We start from the raw sequence: 23,049 nt of genomic DNA on the forward strand, positions 1-23,049 counted from the left end.
GTCGCGGACTCTGGTCTGCTGCCTGAGTGGACCCAGCCACCGTGACAAAGCGATGAAGATGTTTGTTTGACCTAAATTAGGTCTAAGTTAAGTCTTGTGTGGCCTAAGTGGGCCGCATAGTATTTGTCCAACGCACCAACCAAGGTGCAGGCGACCTGGATGGGACCCACTGCGGCCTTGCAAGGTCAGCCACATAAAAAACAGGAGACAAGCCTTGGCACGCTGGCACAACTGCGGCACCGAAGACCTGGACGTTCTGCAAACCATTTTCTGGTCGGCGGGCGCGTCGCGGCATGCACTGGCGCAGCGGCTGGCCTACTCCAAGAGCAAGGCCAACGCGCGGGTGGCGGCCTTGCTGGACGAGGGCCTGCTCGACGAGGTGGGCCTGCAGGAGTCCTCCGGAGGCCGCCGTGCCGAGACCCTGCGCCTGAGCGAGACCCTGGGCGTGGTGATCGGCGCCGACCTGGGCGCCACCAGCATGCAGGTGGCCATCATGCGCCCCGACATGACCGTGCTGGCACGGCACCGCGAACCCATCGACGTGCGCCAGGGCCCGGGCGTGATCCTGGCGCGGCTGCGCGGCCTGATGCGCGAACTGATGGCGCGCTGCGGGCTGCCGGCCTCGCAGGTCATCGCCATCGGCATGGGCGTGCCGGGGCCAGTGGATTTTGAAAGCGGCCAACTGGTCAACCCCCCGCTCATGCCTGACTGGGACGGCTTTTCCATCCGCGACTACCTGCGCGAAGCCTTCGCCGCCCCGGTGTTCGTGGACAACGACGTGAACCTGATGGCGCTGGGCGAGCTCTGGCGGCTGCAGCGCAACCTGCCCAACTTTCTGGTGATCAAGATCGGCACGGGCATCGGCTGCGGCATCGTCTGCCACGGCCAGGTGTACCGGGGCGCCAATGGCTCGGCCGGCGACGTGGGCCACATCTGCGTGGACCAGGCCGGCCCGCGTTGCCACTGTGGCAACCAGGGCTGCGTGGAGGCCATGGCCGCCGCGCCCGCCATGGCGCGCATGGCGCTGGCCGCAGCCCAGGCGGGCGAGAGCGCGTTGCTGGCCGAGCGCCTGCAGGCCACCGGCACCCTGACCACCGAGGACGTCGCCCAGGCCAGCCGCGCGGGCGACGTGGCGGCCAACGCCATCATCCAGCGCGCGGGCAACCTGGTGGGGCAGATGCTGGCCTCCATCGTCAACTTCTTCAACCCGTCGCATGTGTTCATCGCCGGGCGCGTGGCCGACATGGGGCCGCTGTTCCTGGCCTCGGTGCGCCAGAGCGTGTACCACCGCTCGCTGGCCCTGTCCACGCGCCACCTGGAGATCCAGTACGCGCCCCTGGCCGACGATGCCGGCGTGGTGGGCGCCGGTGTGCTGGCCATGCAGGAGAGCATGGCCCAGTCGTCTGCCCGTTCGGGAGGGGCCGCACGATGAGCGTCGCCGTCGAGTTCCGCAACGTGACCAAGGCGTTCGGGCCCGTGCGCGTGCTGCACGGCGTGGGCTTTGCGCTGCAGCCGGGCCGGGTCTATGGCCTCTTGGGCGAGAACGGCGCGGGCAAGTCCACGCTGATGAAGATCCTGGCCGGGTACGAGAGCCCGACCACCGGCGAGGTGGTGGTCGACGGCGCAGTGCGCGCCCCCGGCGGCGGCTCGCGCGCGGCCGAGGCCCAGGGCATCGTGCTGATCCACCAGGAGTTCAACCTGGCGGACGACCTGACGATTGCGCAGAACGTCTTCCTGGGGCACGAGATCAGGAAGGGCCTGTTTCTGGACGACAAGGCCATGCGCGAGAAGACGCGCCAGGCGCTGGCCCAGGTCGGCCTGCCGCTGGACCCCGACACCCGCGTGAAGAAGCTCATCGTGGCCGAAAAGCAGTTGGTGGAGATCGCCCGCGCGCTGGCCCGCAATGCGCGCCTCTTGATCATGGACGAGCCCACCGCCACGCTCACCCCCGGCGAGACGGAGCGCCTGTTCGCGCTGATGGCCGAGCTCAAGGCCGCGGGAGTGACCATCATCTACATCTCGCACAAGCTCGACGAAGTGGAGCGCACCACCGACGAGGTGGTGGTGATGCGCGACGGCCTGCTGGTGGCACGCGAGCCCACGGCCAGCGTCACGCGGCGGCAGATGGCCAACCTGATGGTAGGCCGTGAGCTGGCCGACCTGTTCCCCGCCAAGCTGCCCGCTCCGGCAGGCGAGCCCATCCTCCAGGTGCGCGGCCTCACCGTGCCCGGCTGGGCGCAGGACGTGGATTTCGAGGTGCGGCGCGGCGAGATACTGGGCTTTGCCGGCCTGGTGGGCGCCGGCCGCACCGAGCTGTTCGAGGGCCTCTTGGGCCTGCGCCCTCGCTCTGCCGGCACGGTGGAGCTGGCGGGCAAGGCGGTGCAGCTCAAGAGCCCGCGCGATGCGGCTCGCCACGGTTTGACCTACCTGAGCGAAGACCGCAAGGGCAAGGGCCTGCATGTGCACTTCAGCCTGCGGCCCAACCTCACGCTGATGGCGCTGGAGCGCTATGCCAAGCCTTGGCTCAACCCGGCGGCCGAGCAGGCCGCGCTGCGCGATGCGGTGCAGGAGTTCGGCATCCGCACCGGCTCGCTCGACGTGCGCGCATCGTCGCTGTCGGGCGGCAACCAGCAAAAACTCGCGCTGGCAAAGGTGCTGCACCCCGGCCCCAGCGTGGTGGTGCTCGACGAGCCCACGCGCGGTGTGGACGTGGGCGCCAAGCGCGAGATCTACCACCTGGTGCAGCGCCTGGCGGCGCAGGGCCTGGCGGTGATCGTGATTTCGTCCGAACTGATGGAGCTGATCGGCCTGTGCCACCGCGTCGCGGTGATGCGCGCCGGCCGGCTGCAGACCACGCTGCAAGAACCCCATTTGACCGAAGAGGAGTTGATCGTCCATGCCACAGGTACCCGCTGAGAACACCGCCGCCGCGCCACAGGCAGGCGGCAGCCGCCACGGTGCCGCAACCGCCTGGTGGGGCAAGCTGCACGGCATGGGCCCGGTCATCGGCCTGGCGCTGCTGTGCATTGCCGGCACGCTGCTCAACAGCAACTTCGCCACCTATGACAACGTGATGAACGTGCTCACGCGCACGGCCTTCATCGGCATCATCGCGGTGGGCATGTGCTTCGTCATCATCTCGGGCGGCATCGACCTGTCGGTCGGTTCCATGGCGGCGCTGATCGCCGGCTCGGTCATCCTGTTCATGAACGCCATGGCACCCGTGCTGGGCTCGCCCATGGCCGCCGTGGTGGTCGGCATGCTGCTGGCGGTGGTGCTGGGCGCGGTGTTCGGCCTGGTGCATGGCCTCTTGATCACCAAGGGGCGCATCGAGCCCTTCATCGTGACGCTGGGCACGCTGGGCATCTTCCGCGCCTACCTCACCTACTTCTCCAACGGCGGCGCCATCACGCTGGACAACGACCTGTCCGACATCTACAGCCCCGTGTATTACGCCAACCTGCTGGGCGTACCCATCCCGGTGTGGATCTTCCTGCTGGTGGCATTGGTAGGCGGTGTGATCCTCAACCGTACGGCCTACGGCCGCTACGTACAGGCCATCGGCTCCAACGAGCAGGTGGCGCAGTACGCCGCGGTGGACGTGCACAAGATCAAGATCCTGACCTACATGCTGCTCGGCGTGTGTGTGGGCATCGCCACACTGCTCTACGTGCCGCGCCTGGGCTCGGCATCGCCCACCACGGGCCTGCTGTGGGAGCTGGAGGCGATCGCCGCAGTGATCGTGGGCGGCACCGTGTTGAAGGGCGGTGCGGGCACCATCACCGGCACGGTGGTGGGCGCCATCCTGCTGTCGGTCATCAGCAATATCCTGAACCTCACCAGCATCATCAGCGTGTACCTGAATGCGGCGGTGCAGGGCTTCGTGATCATTGCAGTGGCCTTCATGCAGCGCGGAAAACGGTGATGGCCTCTTGAATCGGTTTCTCGGTTTTTCGGTAGGTGTTATTGACTTTCGTGTTCCCCAGTCGGCCAGCTTCCATGGCCTTTTTCATCAAAGCAACAGCAACAGGAGACAACGCATCATGAACAGCCAACTTACTTTTACCCGCCGCCTGGCCCTCTCGGCCGTGGGCGCCGCCGCAGCGCTGGCGCTGGCCGGCCCGGCCGTGGCCCAGGCCAACAAGGTCGTGGTGGGGGTGGCCATTCCGTCGGCCACGCACGGCTTCACGGGCGGCATCGTGTACTGGGCCAACCAAGCCAAGAAAGACCTGGAGAAGGCCAACCCCGGCCTGCAGGTCATCGTCAAGACAGCCGGCGGTGCGCCCGAACAGGCCAACCAGCTGCAGGACCTGGTCACGGTCAGCAAGATCAACGCCCTGGTGATCTTTCCCTTCGAATCGGCCGCGCTGACCAAGCCGGTCGCCCAGGTCAAGGCCAAGGGCGTCTACGTGACGGTGGTGGACCGCGGCCTGACCGACACCAGCGCGCAGGACGCCTATGTGGCCGGTGACAACACCGCCTTCGGCAAGATCCCGGCCGAGTACATCGCCAAGGCGCTGGGAGGCAAGGGCAACGTGGTGGCCATGCGCGGCATTGCCACCACGCTGGACAACGAGCGCATGGACGCGTTCAACGCGGTGCTCAAGAACCACCCCGACATCAAGCTGCTGGACGCCAAGTACGCCAACTGGAACCGCGACGACGCCTTCAAGGTCATGCAGGACTACCTCACGCGCTTCCCGAAGATCGACGCGGTCTGGGCGGCCGATGACGACATGGCCGTGGGCGTGCTCAAGGCCATCGAGCAGGCCAAGCGCAAGGACATCAAGCTGGTGTTCGGCGGCGCCGGTGCCAAGGGCATGATCAAGACGCTGGCCGACGGCAGCAACCCGCTGATCCAGGCCAATGTGTCGTACTCGCCGAAGTTCATCTACGACTCGATCAAGCTCACGGCCGAGGCACGCATCAAGGGCGACAAGCTGCCGCCCACGACCATCATCCCTTCGGTGCTGATCACCAAAGAGAACGCCAAGAGCTTCTACTTCCCTGACTCGCCATTCTGATCGGGACGCCTGATGGGGGTCTCGCCCCATCGCAGCGGCGGCCGCCCGGTGGGCTGTTCGCTGCCCCCATTTTCTGGAGCTCCACCATGCCAAGACCCGTCACCCTCTTCACCGGCCAGTGGGCCGACCTGCCGCTGTCCGAGCTCGCGCCGCTGGCCCGCAGCATGGGCTATGACGGCCTGGAGCTGGCCTGCTGGGGCGACCATTTCAACGTGCAGGAGGCGCTGGCCTCCGCGCAGTATGTGAAGGACAAGCATGCGCTGCTGGCCCAGCATGGCCTTGCATGCTTTGCCATTGGCAACCACCTGGTGGGTCAGGCGGTGTGCGACCGCATCGACGAGCGCCACCAGTCCATCCTGCCGCCCCATGTGTGGGGCGATGGCGAACCCGAAGGCGTGCGCCAGCGCGCAGCCAGCGAGCTGGCCGACACGGCGCGTGCCGCCGCGAAGTTTGGGGTGAAGACGGTCACGGGCTTCACCGGGTCATCGGTATGGCATGCCATCTATGCCTTCCCGCCCACCAGCCAGGCGTACTGGGACAAGGGCTTTGCGGACTTCGCCCAGCGCTTTGGCCCCATCCTCGACGTGTTCGAGCAGCACGACATCAACTTCGCGCTCGAGGTGCACCCCACCGAGATCGCCTTCGACATCGCCTCGGCCGAGCGCGCGATTGCCGCTGTGAATGGGCACCGGCGCTTCGGCTTCAACTATGACCCGAGCCACCTGGCCTACCAGGGCGTGGACTACGTGAAGTTCATCCGCCAGTTTGCCGACCGCGTCTACAACGCCCACATGAAGGACGTGTGGTGGGGCAGGGGCGACGGCACGGTGGGCGTGTTCGGCGGGCACACCAGCTTTGGTGATGCGCGGCGCCACTGGGACTTTCGCAGCGTGGGGCGCGGCATGATCGATTTCGAATCCATCATCGTCGCCCTCAACGACATCGGCTACCAGGGCCCTTTGTCGGTGGAGTGGGAAGACAGCCGCATGGACCGCGTGCACGGTGCCACAGAAAGCGCTGCCTTCTGCAAGCGGCTCGACTTCAAGCCCGCCGCAGGCGCCTTCGACGCCGTGTTTGCCCGCGACGAGCAACCGAAATAATGACCAACAAGGGATTCCATGTCCTCTGAACGCAAGCTGCGCTATGCCATGGTGGGCGGCGGCAATGGCGCCTTCATCGGTGCCGTGCACCGCAAGGCCATGGCGCTGGACGGGCAGTTCGAGCTGGTGGCGGGCGCGCTCTCGTCCTCGCCCGAGCGGGCCCGCGCCTCGGGCGCCGCCCTGGGCCTGGCCGACGAGCGCAACCACGGCAGCTGGCAGGACCTGCTGGCCGACGAGCTGCGCCGCCCCGCTGGTGAGCGAATCGACCTGGTCAGCATCGTCACCCCCAACCACGTGCACCACCCGGTGGCCCTGGCCTTTGTGCAGGCGGGCTTTCACGTAGTGTGCGACAAGCCGCTGGTGCACACCAGCGCTCAGGCCGATGAACTGGTGGCCGCCGTGCGCCAGGCCGGCACCGTGTTCGGCGTGACCTACAACTACACCGGTTACCCCCTGGTGCGTGAGGCGCGCCACCTGGTGCGCAGCGGCGCCCTGGGCACGCTGCGCAAGATCACGGTCGAATACAACCAGGGCTGGCTGGCCACGGCGGTGGAAGAGGGCGGTGCCAACAAGCAGGCCGACTGGCGGCTGGACCCCGCGCGCAGCGGCGCCGTGGGCACCATGGGCGACATCGGCTCGCATGCCGAGAACCTGGCCGCTACCGTGACCGGGATGGAGCCCGAATGGCTGTGCGCCGACCTCACCGCCTTCGGCGCGGGCCGCCGCCTCGACGACGACACGCAGATGCTGCTGCGCTACGCCAATGGCGCGCGCGGCATCATCGTGGCATCGCAGGTGGCTGCGGGCCTGGAGAACGACCTGCGCCTGCAGGTCTCGGGCACCCTGGGCACCATCACCTGGCGCCAGGAAGACCCCAACCACCTGGTGCATTCGCCCGTGGACGGGCCGCGCCGCATCCTCACGCGCGGTGCGCCCTGGCTCAGCCCCTCGGCGCTGCGCGCGGGCCGCATTCCATCAGGCCATCCCGAGGCCTTCATCGAGGCCTTTGCCAACGTCTACCTGGGCGTGGCGGCGGACATCCGCGCCCATGCGGCCGAGCAGCCGGCCGACCCGCTGGCGGCCGATTACCCGCGCGTGGAAGACGGTGCACGCGGCGTGCGCTTCATCGAGCGGGTGGTGGAGTCCGCGCGCAGCGAGCGAAAGTGGACTGCGCTGGCTGGCGAAGGGGCTTGAGGCCACGGGCCACAATGGCTTGATGACAACCGAGAAACACAAGATGATTGCCGGCGCGCCCTACCAGGCCGCCGACCCGGAGCTGGTGGCCGACCGCCTGCGCGCCCGCCAGCTGTGCCATGCCATCAACCACGCGGCGCCCGAGGCCGCTGCCGAACTGCAGGCGTTGCAGGCACAACTTCTGCCAGGCCAGCCCGCCAGCGTGCATATCACGCCGCCATTCCATTGCGATTACGGCTACAACATCACCTTGGGCGAGGGCGCGTATTTCAACTTCAACTGCGTCGTGCTTGATGGTGCCCCGGTGCGCATCGGGGCCCGCACCCTGTGTGCGCCCGGCGTGCAGATCTATACGGCATCGCACCCCCTGTCGCCCACCGAGCGGGCCACCGGCATCGAGCTGTGCCTGCCCGTGGCCATCGGTGAGGACGTCTGGATCGGCGGCGGCGCCATCATCTGCCCTGGCGTGACGATTGGCGATGGCGCCGTGATCGGCGCAGGCAGTGTGGTCACGCGCGACGTGCCGCCACGCGTGCTGGCGGCGGGCAATCCCTGCCGGGTGATCCGCGCGTTGCCGCAGTGAGGCGGACACCGCGCGCTGGCGCGCATGTGGGGCGCGCTCAATGCGCCGGTCATCGAAGTGCGACGCAGCGCGGACAGCATTGCCGTGGCCAGCCAGGAGCTGAGCCGCGGCGGCCCTGACCTCTCGGTGCTCACCGAGGCCGCGGCTGCCAGCATCGAGCAGACCTCGGCCGCCCTGACCGTGCGCCAGAGCAGACCATGGACAAGGTCCTGGGCTCTGTGCAGCGCGTGAGCAGCCTCATCGGTGAGATCGCCAGCGCCATCGAGGAGCAGGGCCAGAGCGTGGGCGAAGTCAACACCGCCATCTCGCAGCTTGATGGCATGACCCAGACGAGCGCCGCGCTGGTGGAGTAGTCCGCCGCCGCCTCGGAGTCGCTGCGCGACCAGGCGGGGCGGCTCATCGATGTGGTGGCGCGCTCTAGGCTCAAGGCCGCCTGAGCAGCCCGCCGACAGGGGCCCTGGGCCCGACGAACCCTGCCGCTGCACTGCAACCTTCCTGTCGTTACCGAGCCCTCCATACGGTCGCTCTTGACCGGGTCGAATGAATGGCGCGAAACCCTGTTGCTGGCCCTGTGGGATACCTGGCTCATACCTCCCAATGCATATCAGATTTTCTGGCGAAATCTGCCGATTCACTGTGCAATTTTGATTGATGAAATCTATTGAAATTGGCTTCTGTTTGTTTGTTTTGTGTTTTGTTGTCTCTCTAATACATAAGCACTATGGCTAATTGCATACCGATGGGGGATGCTTCGCTACCTCTTCAACGGGTGCGAAACAAGGCCGATTTTTCTTGGTTTCTCCTATGAAAAATACCTTTTTAAACAGCGAAATACAAATGCGATCCGGGTGGCAAAAATCGACCAAAAACCACCCGGATGAGTGATTGTTTTTTTCTTGACTTCGGTTATGCATTGTTTACAGTCGTTACATTCAGCAATCTTTTTTTTGTGTGTCTTTTTTCAACGCCTGAGGACATCATGCGACCACTTTTTCCCATCCTGCCTTCGCGGCGCAAACATGGCTCGGCCGGCCAACGGGCCGCACAGGGTGGCTTCACCCTGGTCGAGCTGGCGGTCGTGCTGGCCGTCATCGGCCTCATCATCGGCGCCGTGGCCATCGGCAAGGATGTACAGCGCAACGCCGAGTACACCAAGATCAAGAACAAGTTCATCGACCAGTGGGAGCAGGCGTACAACCAGTACTACCAGCGCACCGGCGTGGTGGTGGGCGATAGCCAGGTAGCGCCGCGGATCATGGTCAACGGCACTGCCTTTGGCACGGTGGCGGTGCCTGCCGTGGCACCTTTGTCTGGCGGCGACATGAGTCTTGCTGCTGTCACTGCACCGGCGCCTGTCTGCGAACGTGCCCCTGTGGCGGACGTGCGTGCCGGTGCCGTTGCAGGCCAGCTTCGTACCCTGATGACCCAGGCCGGGGTGCGTTTGCCCCCAGGCCGTGCCGAGGGCCAGGAAGACCTGTACGTCTACACCGACACCAATGGCAACCCCCAGGAAATCCAGATCTGCTTCCAGTGGAACAAGCCATCGACGGCTGCCGGCTCGGGCAACGTGATGGTGATCTCCGGCCTGACGCCTGACCTGGCCCGCATGCTGGACCAGATGATCGACGGCAAGCCCGATGAGCAGGAAGGCCGCTTCCGCAGGCAGGGCATCGCCAACGGCACGCCCAACCAGCCGGGCCTGCAATGGATTGTCAACAACACCTCGGGGCAGGGTGCCGTACCCGCCGCGCCGGCGGACGGCAATTCGCGCGATGAAGAGCAGGTCATCACGCTGACCGCCATCTACAAGATGAACCAGTAAGCCGGGTCAGGGAAACACCATCATGAAAAACTTCTTCAAGAATCCCCAGCGTGGCCTGCGCTCGGCTCGCCAGCAAGGCTTCACCTTGGTCGAACTGGCTGTCGTGCTGGCCGTCATCGGCCTGATCATCGGCGCCGTGGCCATTGGCAAGGACGTGCAGCGCAACGCCGAGTACACCAAGATCAAGAATAAGTTCATCGACCAGTGGGAGCAGGCATACAACCAGTACTACCAGCGCAATGGCGTGGTGCTGGGTGATAGCCAGACGGCTCCGCAGAACATGGTCAACGGCGCCGCGTTCATCGCTGCCGCCGCCAAGCCTGGAGATGTCCGGTCCGGCCGCGACATGACAGGAGCTACGGCTCCATCGGCCATTTGCCGCGGCGCCAAGGGGCAGAACATGACCCGCGCTTTCGACACGGATGCGAACCGCGATCTGCGCACGCTGATGACACGTGCCGGTGTTCGCATGCCCCCGGGCCGTGCAGAAGGCCTCGAAGACCGCTATGTCTACCTCGACAGCAACGGCAATCCCCAGGAAATCCAGGTGTGCTTCCAGTGGAACAAACCGATGGCCACTGGTGCGGGCGTCGGTGATGTGGGGGATGGGGCGGGCAACGTGATGGTCATCACCGGCCTGACTCCTGATCTGGCCCGTTCGCTTGACCAGATGATCGATGGCAAGCCCGATGAGCGCGAAGGCCGCTTCCGCAGGGAGGGCGTTCTGAACGGTACCCCCAATGTGCCTGGCCAGGAATGGAACCGCACCAACCGCGACAAGATGGGTACCAACAACAACGATGGCCTGGACGAAGACCAGGTGGAAATCGTCACGGCCATCTACCGCATGAACCAGTAACTGGTGGCAGCCCTGCTACCACTTTTCTCACAACCTATCACTCACACCTCGTCGGAGATTTCGATGAAACAGATGCAATCATTTCGCAAGCTTGGCCGCAAGGTCCAGCAAGGTTTCACCCTGGTGGAGCTGGCCATCGTGCTGGCCGTCATCGGCCTGATCATCGGTGCCGTGGCCATCGCCAAGGACGTGCAGCGCAATGCCGAGTACCAGAAGGCGATCAACAAGTTCGCCTACCAGTGGAAGATGTCTTACGACCAGTACTACCAGCGTACCGGTGTGGTGGTGGGTGATTGCCAGCAGGCTCCCACCTACATGATCGATGGCTCCGAAACCTCGATCAACAACAGCAACGCATGCGCCCGCGCCGGCTCCATGGCCGTGCCCGGCATCCCCGCCAGCTTCACCAACCGGGGTGCAAAGATCTGCGCTGGCCAGGGCTATGCGGCAGACACCGTCGGCCAGGGCGACAAGGCGCTGGCAGGCCTGAACCTGCGCACCCTGATGACACAGTCCGGCGTGCGCATGCCCCCTGGCCGTGGCGAAGGGCATGAAGACCGTTTCCTGTACATCGACTCCAACGGCAACCCCGCCGAGCTGCAGGTCTGCTTCCAGTTCAACGACGCCGGCGTGGCCAGCGGCGCTGGCAACGTGATGGTGATCCGCGGCCTCACACCTGACCTGGCGCGCTACATGGACCAGGTGATCGATGGCAAGCCCGATTCCCGCGAAGGCCGTTTCCGCATCCAGGGCCGCCCAGCCCACCAGACGGCTGCGACCGAGGCGAACGCGCCCGGTACCCAGTGGGAGGCCAACAACACCCAGGGCGTGGCCATCAATGTGGCTGGTAACAGCACCCAGATGAACACCAGCGACACGCGCCAGGCGGTGGTCAATACGTCCGGCAGCGCTGGCGGTACGACTGATGGCCGCAAGCTGGACGAAGACCAGGTCATCCTGCTGACCGCCCACTGGATCATGGAGCAGTAATTGAACGGCACCCGTACCGTCAAGCTCGGGGCCCTGGCCCTGGCCACTGCCTTGCTGGCTTGTGGCGCCTGGCTGGCGCAGAGTGGGCTCAAGAAGCTGGCGTTCGAGCGCCAGCAGACCGCCCAATTGCGCCAGAGCCTGGACAGCGCCCGTAACCTCATGCCCGAGGTGGAGCAGCGCGAGCGCCTTGTGCAATCGCTCAAGCAGGTGGCGCAGCAGGTAGACCGCCTGGGGTTCGATCCCGCGCAGTGGGGCGAGCGCAAGCTGCGCCGCACGACAGGGCCGGCTACCCGCGTGGAGGCTGCGCAGTTCCTGGGCGAGCTGGGCCGTGGCGGTGCAGGATCCATCTTCGTTGCCGATCTCTTCGAGGTCGCCACCCTGTCCCCTGAAACGGGTCTCTTCCAGATGCCGCAGCCAGGTGACAAGGGGCTGACGCTGGGTGCCAGCGGCACGCTGTATTTCCAGACGGTTTCCGTCGCCCCACCGCCCAGGACCATGCCATGAGCGCTGCCGCCGAACATGTTTACCGCGTCGCCAATGCAGGGTGGGTGCATTGCCACGGCCACCAGGCACAGGAAGTGCCTGCCTGGCCCCGGCTCACGCATACCGCGCTGGTGGTGCTGGACCTGGACGACGTCTTCACCGATGTCTGGCGCTTCGAAGGCAAGTCCGAATACGCCACGGCTTTGATCGAGAAGCGCGTGCGCACGCAAGGCCTGGTGGAGGGCTCTGCCCACATCATCATGCACCGTCTGCTCAAGGTGCCAGGTGGGTTCCAGGCCTTCTTTTCCGCGGTGTCGCTGGATCTGTGGCAACGCAGCTCGCAGTGGGCTAAGGAGCAAAACGACCACTGCCTGGTGATGACGACCGGCGGCCTGCTGTGCAATGGCGTGGACGCGGGCCAGGCGCGCCTGCTGCTCTCGCAGCGCCGCCTGATGTGCTTTGCCCACAGCGAGGAGGGCATGGTGTTCGCTTCCACCCAGGCACTAGGTTCGGGCGCGTCGGCCATGACCAGTTCTGCCCAGGTGCTGGTGGCCAACCAGAGCGCGCTGCTCAGCCGCCTGGGGCCCGATGCGGTGGAGTGGGGCGCCTTGTGGAGCACCCAGCCCGCCGATGGTGAGATCTGTGTATCGGCCTTGCAGGGCGTGCTGGGCAGTGCACCTGTGGTAATGAAGGCTGCAGAGCTGTCGTTGGCCGGCGAGCGGGTGCAGACGGTGATGCCCGCGCTGGCGCGCGACGCTGCAGGCCGGCATGCCCTCAATCCCTTTGCGGAGCGCGTGGCCTGGCGTGCGGAACGCTGGGTGGCGTCGATTACGGCGCTCACGGCGGTGGTTGGCGGTGCCTTGGTTGCCGTGGGTGCATTCACCAGCCAGCAGGCCGATGCCCAGCGCGACGAAGGCCAGAGCCAGCGCGCGCAGCTCGCGGCAATGCAGCAGCGCATCCAGGCAGTGACCACCGTTCAGGCGCCGCAGCAATTGCTTCCCGTCGCAGATTTTTCGCGCACGCTGGACGAGGGCGCCCGCTACGACCCCATGGCCTTCCTGGCCGTGCTCAAGTCGTCCACGGGCAGTGACATCCGCATCGTGCGGGTGAAGCTGGAGGCCACCCAGCAGAACCAGAACCCGAACCGCGCGCGTGCCTTCCGCGTGGATGGCGTGGTCGCGCCCGGAGCCTCGGCATCGGTGACCCGCTGGGTGAGCCTGATGTCCGCCGCTGGCTGGACGCTCAAGGCCATGGACCCTGCCGAATCTTCTCAAGGCGCTTTCTCCTATGAACTGGTTGCCAAGGCTGCCGCACCCGGGAACATGAAACCATGAAATACGCAGCACTGCTCTTGAATGTGGTTGCCGTCGCATTGCTCGGATGGGCGATGTACGGCGTGGTGCAACTGGTCCAAGCCCGCACGCCCAACGTCCGGCCGCCTGAGATGTCGCTGGCAGCCTTGCCTGAGGCGCTGCGCACCGACCAGGCGCGGGTGGCGGATGCTTTCGACGCAATGGCCCGCATTCAGAAGCAGGCATCTGGCCGGGGCGTGGACCCGCAAACCCTGATCGCGCTGCCCGCACCGGGTCGCGAGATCGTCGGCAGCGTGCAGATGCCCATGCGTTCGATGTCGTTGCACCTGGACAACCTGGCCACAGAGACGCAATCCGTCGTGATCGATGACCGCCTGGCCCGCCAGGGTGCGCGCCTGCCCGAAGGCGGCCGCATCACCAAGGTGGAGCCCAACCGGGTCGTGATTTCCGAGCGTCTGGGCCGCCAGACGCTGACCTTGCCCGAAGTGGGGCTTCGGGTCGGAACGCTGCGCTGGCCCGATGGCTCGCTGGCGAGCATCAGCAGCCAGCAGTTTAAGGCCGGCGTGCCCGGCACGGCACCGGACAACGCCCAGGGCCCTATCAGGAGCCTGCCGTGATGAGCAAAGGTGCCGCAGCGTCCATGCGCTCCTGCGGCCTGCGGATGTGCCCGGCAGTCTGAACTTCGCGCACAGAAGAACGTACCCATTTTCAAGAAATCCATGAATCACCCAAGCGGTGCCAAGGACAGCGATATGACCCATCCTCCGATCTTCAAGCCCCTGGCCCTGGTGTGCGCCGCGTTCATTCTCAGCGGTTGCGCCAATGGGCCGCCGCGCAGCGCCTCCAGCCTGCCCGCGCCGGACACCGCGGCTGCCGACCAGATGCGCGAGAACGCGGTGGCCGAGGCCAAGCGCCTGCTGGAGCACCAGCAACTTCTGCTGGCAGACCTCAACAGGCCCGCACCGGCACCGGTGATCGCACCGATGGCACCCGTGTTCGATCCGCTCGAAGGCAAGTTGATCAACGTGGCCATGTCCAAGGCCAGCATCAGCCAGATCCTGGGCGCATTCGCCGATGCCGGCAACCTCAACCTGATCGTGGACCCCAACGTGCTGCGTGGCGGCCAACTGGCCGACATGTACCTGCGCCAGGTGACCCTGCGCGAAGGCTTCAACGAAGTGATGCGCACGTACGACGTGGCGGGCGAGTTTCGCGGCAACACGCTGCGCGTGAGCCTGACCGAGGAAAAGTTCTTCTCGCTCAACTTCCTGAACACCAAGTCCAGCATCCAGATGGGGTCGGGGGGCAATGTATTCGGCAGCAGCAATGGAGGCGGCGGTGGGAGCAGCGGCGGGGGCGGCGGTGGCTCCAGCGGCGGCTCGGGCGCCCAGCAGGGCAGCCTGACCATGTCGGGCTCCGGCGGCAGCTCTGCCGATCCTTACGCAGACGTGGCCAGCGCGCTCAAGGCCCTTCTGGAAGACGACGCCAAGGATCGCCTGGAGCAACAGCAGCAGGGCGCGAACGTGCAGGCGCCGGGCTATTCCCCATCCACGCCTTCGGCCTGGACGGGAACACCTGCCCCCAATGGAACAGGCGCGGCGAACGTGGCCCGGGGGCCCGGGGCGCTAGGTCCATCGGTGACCACCATCAAGGAAGAGGGCGGCTTCACCCTGAACTCCCAGACCGGCACGCTCTACGTCAAGGCGCGCCCATCCAAGATGCGCACGGTGGAGAAGATGCTGGCCCAGATCCACAAGGTGCTGGGAAAGCAGGTGTATGTCGAGGCTCAGCTGATCGACGTGCAGCTGGGTGACAACTTCGAGTTCGGTGTGGACTGGAATTCATTGCGCAGCCGCCTGGCCACGGGCTTCGGCTCCTCGCCCATGCAATTGGGCGGCAGCAACGGCACGCTGCCCAATGCGGGCAACGGCTACCCTGCACGCGCCATCTCGATCCCCGCCGCGCTCATCGGCAGCCTGACCGGTCCTGCCTTTGGCGCGTCTTACCAGGGTAGCAACTACGGCATCGTCATCAATGCGCTGCGCGCGTTTGGCAACCTCAAGGTGCTGTCCAACCCCAACATACAGGTGCGCAACGGCACGCCGGCACTGCTGTCGGTGGGCACCAGTTCGCGCTATGTATCGCAATCGGCCTCCACGCAGACGGTACCCGGCGGCGGCGCATCCACCACCTCGTCGAGCGTGCAAACCGACACGGTGTTTTCTGGCGTCATGGTCGGTGTACTCCCCATGGTGCGTGAAGACGGCCGTATCGAGCTGATGCTCAACCCGATGCAGAGCGATGTGGACCCGGCCAGCCTGCAACTGGTGGCGGTGGGGGGCGAGAACCTCATATCGTTGCCCAAGGTCAGCTACAAGGGCCTGACAACCACCCTCAACGTGGGTGACGGCGACGTGGTGGTGGTGGGCGGCCTGATCGATCAGCGCAACTCCAACAACGACCGCGGTGCCCCAGGTGTCTCCGACGTGCCGCTGCTGGGCAAGTTGTTCGGCAACGAAAATAAGGTGCACAACAGCCGTGAGCTGGTCATCGTTCTGCGGGTGCGTGTGCTATGAGCCTCATCCACGACGCACTGAAATCCATGGACACGGCCACGGCATCCCCTGCTGCGCCCGCTGCCACGGCCCGGCCTCGCGCTGTCACCGCCCCGCGCGGCGGCCGCCCTGCGTGGCTGGATGGTGCCCTGGCATTTGCCATCGTGGTAGTCGCCGGTGGCCTGGGCTGGGTGCTGTGGCAAAGCCAGAAGCAACCCAAGCCACTGCCGCCCGTGGTGGCTGCGGCGGCACCGGCCGCGCCGGTGGCCATGCTGCCGGCACTGGCGGCCTCGCAGCCGCTGGTGGAGGTGCCGGCGGTTGCCGGTGCCACGCCGGTGGTCGATTCGCCTGCTGCCAGTGCGCAGACCGCTGCGGTGGCTGCCGCCACGGCGCCAGCCCCCATGCCTTCCTCGGTTGCGCCCGCGCCGTCAGCGCCGGCACCTGCTGCGCAGGTCCAGGCCGCCCCAGCCCCCGCCGCCGCACCGGTGTCCGCACCCGCCGTGGTGGTCGCGCAGGCCGCCACCGGCCAGGCCGACGTTCGCCCGGCCACGCCGCGCCCTGCGGCAGCGCCACGCCCCGCCCATGCCCCGCGTGCGGTCGCCCCGCCTGTGGTGGTGCCAGCCCCCGCGCCCGTGGTGGACGAAACGCCTGTGGAGCTGCGCTTCGCCCGCTTCGTGGCCGCCATGAAGAACAACCAGACGGCCGATGCCGAGCGCGAGCTGGCCGCCCTCAAGTCGCGCCTGCCTGCCGGCTCCCTGGGCCTGCTGCGTGCCCAGGCCTGGTTCGACCTGCGCGCCGGCAACGATGCTGCCGCTGCCGAGCAGTACCGCGCCATCCTGGACCGCATGCCTGGCGATGAAGAGGCCTCCATCAACCTCGCCAGCATCCACAGCCGCAGGGGCAAGCCCGAGGAGGCCCGTGCGACGCTGGGCGCCGCCCTGCGCCTGTCTCCCGACTCGGCTGCGCTGCGTTCGGCCTTGGGCCAGTTCACACCCAACGCCCGCCAATGAGCACCAGCCCTGTCTACGCGACGCTGGGTCTGTCGCGCAATCCCTTCCCTCCCACACCGGATGCGGGCTCGTACTTCTTTACGCCCCGATTGGAAGAGGATTTCGCGGAGGTCGCGCATTGCATCGAGGCACGCAAGGGCTTCGTGCTGCTCACGGGCGAGGTGGGCCTGGGCAAAAGCACCATGGTGCGGCGCCTGCTCGATACGCTCAAGGACAAGAACTGCCGCTCGGCCTTGATCCTGAACACGTTTTTGCAGGACAGCGCACTGCTCTCGGCCATCCAAAGCGACTTCGGCCTGCCCCCCAGCGACTCGGTGGAGCAGGGCCTCGCCCGGTTGACGGAGTTCCTGATCGCGCGCCAAAAGGCCGATGAAACCAGCCTGCTGGTGATCGACGATGCGCAGAACCTGAGCGTGCAGTCGCTGGAACTCGTGCGCCTGCTGTGCAACCTCGAAACCGGGCAGGAGAAGCTGCTGCAGATCCTGCTGGTAGGCCAGCCCGAGCTGGAGGAGACCCTGGCCACGCCCGAGTTGCGCCAGCTCAAGAGCCGCATCGTCAAGCATGCCCGCCTGTCGGGCCTGCACAAGGACGAGATGCCCCGGTACTTCGACTTCCGTGTCAATGCCGCCGGGGCGGAAGGGCGCCTGTCCATCGAGCCCGCCGCCGTGGACATCGTCTACCGCGTCACGCAGGGCAACCTGCGCCAGATCCACCTGGTGCTGGACCGCTGCCTGTACGGCTTGGCCAGCACCCGCGGCTCGGTGATCACCGACGCGCTGGTGCAGCGCGCAGTGTCGGACATGCCGGCGCTGGGTGATGACGCCGCCACCATCGCTGCCGCCGTGGCACGCCCACGCCGCCGCTGGGCCTGGGTTGCTGCCGGCCTGGTGGCCGGAACCACGGCCACCCTGGCGCTGGCCAGTTGGGGGCTGTCTTCTTCCGGCGGCAGTGCACCGCCGGTGGTCGATGCCGCCCCGAAGAACCCGCTGGCGCCAGTGCCAAAGGCTGCGCCCGAGGCGCCAACGCCGGCTCCCGTCACGCAGATGCCGACGGTGGCAGAGCCCGCACCTGCCGTAGCCGCATCGGCGGCCGCTGACCCCAGCGCTGCTGCAGCGTCTGCGACCGTGTCCGTGGCCGAAGTTTCTCCCCGCATTGCTTGCGAAGCCCAGCTCAAGGCCATTGCCACCGCTGACGACGTGCTGCAGGTGCAGCGCCTGCCGCAGCCCCTGGGCGCCAATGCCAATGCGCTCAAGCCCATGCCCCGTGTTTGCCGTTTTACCGAGGGCAAGGATGCATGGGTGGCGTGGCTGGGCCGCAGCGAGGCGCGCTACATCCTGGCGGCCCAGCAGGCCACGCGCAACGTGCAGCTCAAGCTCAAGGGCCTGGGTCTGCTCGATCCGCGCGAGCTGGACGACGGCTTTTTCGGCTCCAAGACGGGGGAGGCGCTTGCCCGCTTCCAGCTGCAACACGGGTTGGCCCCCACGGGCAAACCAGACGAACTGACTTTCTTTATCTTGGAGCAGCAGAATGTATCCGCCCGCTGACCCGGTGCTAGACGCCGCCCTTTCGCTGCCGCCCGGCACTTCCGTCACCGACCGCCTGGCTGCCCTGCAGGAGAAAAGCCCTTCCCTGGGGGCGGCGCTGGTGAATGCTGGCGTCGTCTCATCCGTGGCGATCGACTACGTGTTGCAAAAGCAGAAGATCGAGAAGGTGCCCATGGGCAACCTGCTCGTGGAACTGGGCTTTGCCAGTGCCAACGAGGTGGCCCGCCAACTCGCCGGCCAGCGCGGCCTGCTGTTCGTGAACGCCGCCGAGATGCCCGAGCCCGACCCGGCCGTGGCAGCCGTGTTCAACCGCTCGCTGTGCCTGACCTACGGTTTTTTGCCGGTGCGGGAGCACGAAGGCCAGATCGAGGTGGTTCTGGGCGATGCCCAGCCCGACGCCGTGCGCGAACTGGTGCTGCGCAAGCTGGGCAAGTCCTGCCACTTCTTCCAGGGCGAGTTCGACAGCGTGGCGCAGGCCATCCAGCAGCACTACTACTTTGCCGACAACCCGCCCACCCGCCTGGTCGAGAGCGAGGTGCGCAAGCTCGAAGCTGACATCGACCGTGCCTACAGCCCGGCGCGCCTGCTTGAACACATGCTTCACCTGGCCGTGCGCGAACGCGCCACCGACATCCACCTGGCGCCCACGGCGCGCAGCCGCTCGGTTCTGCTGCGGGTGGACGGCGTGCTGCGCCCGGTGTTCGCCCTGTCGCCCGCACTCGACCGCCTGGTGGTCTACGTCAAGCTGCAGGCCGACATGGACGCCAGCGAGCAGCGCCTGCCGCAGGACGGCAGCTTCACCGCGCAGGTGATGGAGCACAACTACACGATCCGCGTGTCTACGCTTATCTCCGAATTCGGCGAGCGCATGGTGCTGCGCCTGCTGCCTGAGCGCAGCAGCCTGGACAAGCTGGCCGATCTGGGCTTTCTGCAGGAAGACGTGACCGTGATGGCCAAGGCCTTTGCCAAGCCGCACGGTCTGATCCTGATCACCGGCCCCACGGGTTCCGGCAAGAGCACCACGCTGCATGCCGCCCTGCGCATGCAGCCGCTGATCGAGCGCAACGTGCTCACCGTGGAAGACCCGGTGGAGTACCGCGTGCCCGTGGCCTGCCAGACCGAGGTGAACCGCCGCGCGGGCTACGAGTTCGCCAACGCCATGCGCCACTTTCTGCGGCATGACCCCGACATCATCCTGGTGGGTGAAATCCGCGACTCCGAGACCGCGCGTGCCGCGCTCGACGCTTCGTCCACCGGCCACCTGGTGCTCTCCACCCTGCACGTGGGCAGCATCTTCGGTGTCATGCCCCGGCTCAAGCTGCTGGGTGTGGACACCGAAACCATTGCCGAAAACCTGGTGGCGGTGATCAACCAGCGCCTGGTGCGCCGCATATGCCCGCACTGTGCCAAGCCGCGCCTGGCGACTGAGGATGAACGCCGCTGGCTGGGCCTGACCAACCCCGACTCGACGCCGCAGGTGTTCCACGGCGCGGGCTGCCACCACTGCCGCGACACCGGCTACCTGGGCCGGTTGCCGGTGTACGAGATGCTGGTCGTCAACCGCGACCTGGCCGACGCCATCGCCTCCGACGCCACGCGTGCGGAAATCCGCCAGCGCGCCATGGGCGCCGGCATGCGCCCCATCCTGACCCTGGCGCGCAACCGCGTGCTGGCGGGGGAGACCACCATGGAAGAGATCCTGCGCACGGTGGGCGAGGACTGACCCGTTTCGGCGGACACCACCCATGGCCTCATCCCTCAATACCTACTACTACCGGGTGCTGCTGCCGCATGGCGGCGTGCGCTCGGGCCTGCTGCGCCTGGCGGTCAAGCGCGAGGTGTCGGTGCGCATGCGCATCGAATCGGACACCGATGGCACGGTGCTCAGCCTGTTCCGCTTTCCTGCCTGGCTGGCCTTCTTTTCCGAGATCCTCATGCACGTGTTTCGCCGCCAGGTGCGCGGCGAAGACCTGGCGGGCTTCCTGCGCGACATGGGCCTCATGATGCGTGCCGGCGTGCCTGCGCTCGATGCGCTGCAGACCCTGGTGGACGAAAGCGACACCAGCGAGAACCGCGCCATGGCCTACGTGGCCCGCAACATGCTTGACGACCTGAACGCGGGCGTGGGCATGACGGAGGCCTTCAACCGCCACCCCGACGTGTTCCCCGAGACCGTGCGCAACCTGGTCTCCATCGGCGACCAGACGGGTACGCTCGACCGCATGCTGGGCGAGGCGGCAGAGCACGTGGAACGCATGATCAACATCAAGCGCGACATCAAGACCGCGCTGATCTACCCGGCCTTCGTGTTCGCCACCATCATCGGCGTGGCGATCTTCTGGATCTACTACGTGGTGCCCAACATGGCCCGGCTGTTCAAGCAGATGCAGGCCAAGCTGCCGCCCATTACCGAAGGCCTGGTCTCGTTCGCCAACATGCTCTCGACCCACCTGCCCTGGGTGTTGCTCGTCGTCGCCGTGGTCGCCATCACGGGTACCGTGCTGTTCAAACGCTCGGAAAGCTTTCAGCTGGCCACCTACAACCTGCTGCACCGCCTGCCGATCTCGCGCACGCTGCTGGTGTCCTCGGGCATGGCACACATGACGGAGCACCTGTCCATCCTGGTGCGTGCAGGGGTAGACCTGGTGTCCAGCCTGCGCATCCTGGGTCGCGCCACCAAGAACCGCTACTACCGTACCCGCCTGATCCAGGTGGCCGAATCGGTGTCGCGTGGTGAATCGGTGTCTTCCTCCATGCGCCGTGTGGGCGGCTTCCCGGCCATGGCGGTGCGCATGATCTCGGTGGGCGAGGAGTCCGGCAGCCTGGACCAGCAACTGGCCCACCTGGCCGGAGACTACCGCAAGCGCCTGGAAGTAGTAGTCCAGTCGCTGGCCGAAATCCTGAAGCCGGTGATCATCCTGATCGCCGGCGGTCTGTTCCTGTTCCTCATCGTGGCGCTGCTGCTGCCGGTGTACGACCTGGTGCGGCAGTCGGTCGGGCATACGCTGGGAGGCGGGCAATGAAGGCTGAAAGCCTTTTCGCCTCTGACACGGCGTTTTGCAGTGTGCTGCGGGCGTGTGAATCGCTTGCTTCATGCCGCCTTGCTGGCGTGGGTGTGAAAATTGGGACGGAGCAATGATGCGCAAGGGTGTTTTGATCGGCGGTGCCGCTGGCCTGCTCGTGCTGGCGCTGGTATTCGCCGTAGGCGTGTGGACTGGGAGCTCGGGCGCGCCCGAGCCGGTAGCTGTTGGTGCGGCAGGCGCGGCGGTATCGCCCGCAGCAACCCTTCCTGGTGTGAAGGAACAAGGCCGGGATCTGGCGATGGCTGGCGCGCCCGCTTCCCAAGCGCCGGGGCAGGCTGCAAGTGCGGTTGTGGCACCGGCCTCCGGCATGAATTCGCAGGAGCGCCGCAGGCGCCTGACTGAGGTGCGCGCTCGCTTTGCGACGCTGACGGCACAGGGGCCTGACGCCTCGCCCACCGAAGTGATTGCAGCGCTCAACGAACTGGAGTCCCTGTCGCAGGGTGAGCTGGATCCGCGCTATTTTCAGGCATTGCGGGTGATGCTGGAAGGCAGTGCCAAGGTCCAGTCGCTCAACCGCGAACTGAAGACCATCTCCAACAGCCTGGACCCCAAAGACGTGGCCCGGCGTCGCGTCATTCTTGAAGAATTGCCCCGCGTCAGCGAAGCCATGAGCGTTGCTGCCGCCAATGTGCAGACCTATGCGCGCCGGGCCACGCCCGCAGGGAAGGCGCAATGACCTGTGCCGCACTCCGCAGCAACCTCCCCGCGCAACGTGCTGCGCAGGCGGGCTTCACCATGGTGGAGCTTGCTGTTGCGCTGGTGGTGGCGGGGCTGATGTCTTGGGCTGCGTTCAGCGGGTACGAAACCGTGACAGCGCAGCAGCAGATCGAACGGGGCCGGGCCGAAGCACAACAGCTGCAATCCATCGTCCGCGCTTTTGCGCTGCGCCATGGGCGGCTTCCATGCCCTGACAGCAGCGTTGCGGGCACCGGCTACGAGGCACTGACCGCAGGGGTCTGCACCACAGGTACGCAGGTCGGCTGGTTCCCCTATGTGAGCGTGGGGCTGGAGCTTCCGGTGCCGCTGTTGCGTGCGCGCTATTCGGTGTTCCGTGACCCCAATGTCGTGGATACCGCTGATGCAGACCTTGCCTTGGTGAAGGAGCGGACCGGGGACCCTGTGCCTGATCCTTCCAACCCCAATGCCAGTGCCAGTCCCAACTACCGTGATACCACGGACCTGATTGCGGCATTGAACACGGCATCCAGGAAAACGGCGGCAACGGCCAGAACCTACCTCACCGGAGATGGCGGGCCCGCTGGCGCCATTGACTGCGCTGGCAACCTGGTCATGGTTGCGGCCTACTGGGTGATCGTTCCGCTGGATGACAAGGACAACGATGGGAGCCGATTCGATGCCCCCCATGTGCCTGTCAGCACTTGTGCTGCAAGCCCCTCGGCGCCCCTGCGCTTCGGTTCCGACGATGTGGTCGTGGCCGAGTCCCCGGCCCAACTCGCCGGCTGGCTGCGCAAAAGTCTGCCGTAACGGC

General features: G+C 66.3%; 22 protein-coding genes. All 22 read left to right on the forward strand.

Going from position 1 to position 23,049, the window contains the following annotated elements; all coding sequences use genetic code 11:
• Positions 1-214: 214 nt before the first annotated feature.
• A complete protein-coding gene (locus ASE28_RS24835; RefSeq protein ID WP_369818281.1) occupies positions 215-1,432 on the forward strand; it encodes an ROK family transcriptional regulator in 1,218 nt (405 codons plus the stop codon).
• A complete protein-coding gene (locus ASE28_RS24840; RefSeq protein WP_057268894.1) occupies positions 1,429-2,916 on the forward strand; it encodes a sugar ABC transporter ATP-binding protein in 1,488 nt (495 codons plus the stop codon). The genes ASE28_RS24835 and ASE28_RS24840 overlap by 4 nt, the downstream gene beginning before the upstream one ends.
• The gene (locus ASE28_RS24845; protein WP_200961183.1) at positions 2,897-3,925 is read left to right on the forward strand and encodes an ABC transporter permease; all 1,029 of its coding nucleotides are present in this window, start codon (positions 2,897-2,899) and stop codon (positions 3,923-3,925) included. The genes ASE28_RS24840 and ASE28_RS24845 overlap by 20 nt, the downstream gene beginning before the upstream one ends.
• A gap of 118 nt (positions 3,926-4,043) precedes the next feature.
• Entirely contained in the window at positions 4,044-5,024 is a 981-nt protein-coding gene (locus ASE28_RS24850) for a substrate-binding domain-containing protein (protein ID WP_057268895.1), read from the forward strand.
• An 86-nt stretch (positions 5,025-5,110) separates the two neighbouring features.
• Positions 5,111-6,124 carry a sugar phosphate isomerase/epimerase gene (locus tag ASE28_RS24855; RefSeq protein ID WP_057268896.1) on the forward strand — a complete coding sequence of 338 codons (1,014 nt, stop codon included), beginning with the start codon at positions 5,111-5,113 and terminating at the stop codon, positions 6,122-6,124.
• Between the two features lie 18 nt (positions 6,125-6,142).
• Positions 6,143-7,318: a Gfo/Idh/MocA family protein gene (locus ASE28_RS24860; protein WP_057268897.1), complete on the forward strand. Its 1,176-nt coding sequence runs from the start codon at positions 6,143-6,145 to the stop codon at positions 7,316-7,318.
• A 22-nt stretch (positions 7,319-7,340) separates the two neighbouring features.
• Positions 7,341-7,901, forward strand: a complete 561-nt coding sequence (locus ASE28_RS24865; RefSeq protein WP_057268898.1) for a sugar O-acetyltransferase — start codon at positions 7,341-7,343, stop codon at positions 7,899-7,901.
• Positions 7,902-7,925: 24 nt separating this feature from the next.
• Positions 7,926-8,132, forward strand: coding sequence for a hypothetical protein (locus tag ASE28_RS24870; protein WP_057268899.1), 207 nt, complete (start codon positions 7,926-7,928; stop codon positions 8,130-8,132).
• On the forward strand, positions 8,099-8,254 hold the full coding sequence (locus tag ASE28_RS32315) for a hypothetical protein (protein ID WP_157422123.1): 156 nt from the start codon (positions 8,099-8,101) through the stop codon (positions 8,252-8,254). Before ASE28_RS24870 ends, ASE28_RS32315 begins: the two co-directional genes overlap by 34 nt.
• Before the next feature lie 626 nt (positions 8,255-8,880).
• Positions 8,881-9,723: a prepilin-type N-terminal cleavage/methylation domain-containing protein gene (locus ASE28_RS24875; protein ID WP_082608248.1), complete on the forward strand. Its 843-nt coding sequence runs from the start codon at positions 8,881-8,883 to the stop codon at positions 9,721-9,723.
• 22 nt (positions 9,724-9,745) lie between these two features.
• On the forward strand, positions 9,746-10,582 hold the full coding sequence (locus tag ASE28_RS24880; protein ID WP_057268900.1) for a type II secretion system protein: 837 nt from the start codon (positions 9,746-9,748) through the stop codon (positions 10,580-10,582).
• A gap of 63 nt (positions 10,583-10,645) precedes the next feature.
• A complete protein-coding gene (locus tag ASE28_RS24885) occupies positions 10,646-11,572 on the forward strand; it encodes a type II secretion system protein (protein WP_057268901.1) in 927 nt (308 codons plus the stop codon).
• A complete protein-coding gene (locus ASE28_RS24890) occupies positions 11,573-12,076 on the forward strand; it encodes a hypothetical protein (protein WP_057268902.1) in 504 nt (167 codons plus the stop codon).
• Positions 12,073-13,389 (forward strand): hypothetical protein, encoded by a 1,317-nt coding sequence (locus ASE28_RS24895; protein WP_057206796.1) that lies wholly within the window; start codon positions 12,073-12,075, stop codon positions 13,387-13,389. The genes ASE28_RS24890 and ASE28_RS24895 overlap by 4 nt, the downstream gene beginning before the upstream one ends.
• Positions 13,386-13,985 (forward strand): hypothetical protein, encoded by a 600-nt coding sequence (locus ASE28_RS24900; RefSeq protein ID WP_057206794.1) that lies wholly within the window; start codon positions 13,386-13,388, stop codon positions 13,983-13,985. Before ASE28_RS24895 ends, ASE28_RS24900 begins: the two co-directional genes overlap by 4 nt.
• A 135-nt stretch (positions 13,986-14,120) precedes the next feature.
• Complete coding sequence (gene mshL / locus ASE28_RS24905; RefSeq protein WP_057206792.1) at positions 14,121-15,944, forward strand: pilus (MSHA type) biogenesis protein MshL; 1,824 nt, start codon at positions 14,121-14,123, stop codon at positions 15,942-15,944.
• Positions 15,941-16,933, forward strand: a complete 993-nt coding sequence (locus tag ASE28_RS24910; protein ID WP_057206790.1) for a tetratricopeptide repeat protein — start codon at positions 15,941-15,943, stop codon at positions 16,931-16,933. The genes mshL and ASE28_RS24910 overlap by 4 nt, the downstream gene beginning before the upstream one ends.
• A complete protein-coding gene (locus ASE28_RS24915) occupies positions 16,930-18,477 on the forward strand; it encodes an ExeA family protein (RefSeq protein ID WP_057268903.1) in 1,548 nt (515 codons plus the stop codon). Before ASE28_RS24910 ends, ASE28_RS24915 begins: the two co-directional genes overlap by 4 nt.
• Positions 18,461-20,200 carry a GspE/PulE family protein gene (locus ASE28_RS24920; RefSeq protein ID WP_082604444.1) on the forward strand — a complete coding sequence of 580 codons (1,740 nt, stop codon included), beginning with the start codon at positions 18,461-18,463 and terminating at the stop codon, positions 20,198-20,200. Before ASE28_RS24915 ends, ASE28_RS24920 begins: the two co-directional genes overlap by 17 nt.
• A gap of 22 nt (positions 20,201-20,222) precedes the next feature.
• Positions 20,223-21,500 carry a type II secretion system F family protein gene (locus ASE28_RS24925; RefSeq protein ID WP_057268904.1) on the forward strand — a complete coding sequence of 426 codons (1,278 nt, stop codon included), beginning with the start codon at positions 20,223-20,225 and terminating at the stop codon, positions 21,498-21,500.
• Positions 21,501-21,615: 115 nt separating this feature from the next.
• On the forward strand, positions 21,616-22,236 hold the full coding sequence (locus ASE28_RS24930; protein ID WP_057268934.1) for a hypothetical protein: 621 nt from the start codon (positions 21,616-21,618) through the stop codon (positions 22,234-22,236).
• Positions 22,233-23,045 (forward strand): prepilin-type N-terminal cleavage/methylation domain-containing protein, encoded by an 813-nt coding sequence (locus ASE28_RS24935; protein WP_057206784.1) that lies wholly within the window; start codon positions 22,233-22,235, stop codon positions 23,043-23,045. Before ASE28_RS24930 ends, ASE28_RS24935 begins: the two co-directional genes overlap by 4 nt.
• Positions 23,046-23,049: the final 4 nt, after the last annotated feature.

Source organism: Acidovorax sp. Root219, assembly GCF_001428665.1.
Lineage (GTDB): Bacteria > Pseudomonadota > Gammaproteobacteria > Burkholderiales > Burkholderiaceae_C > Acidovorax.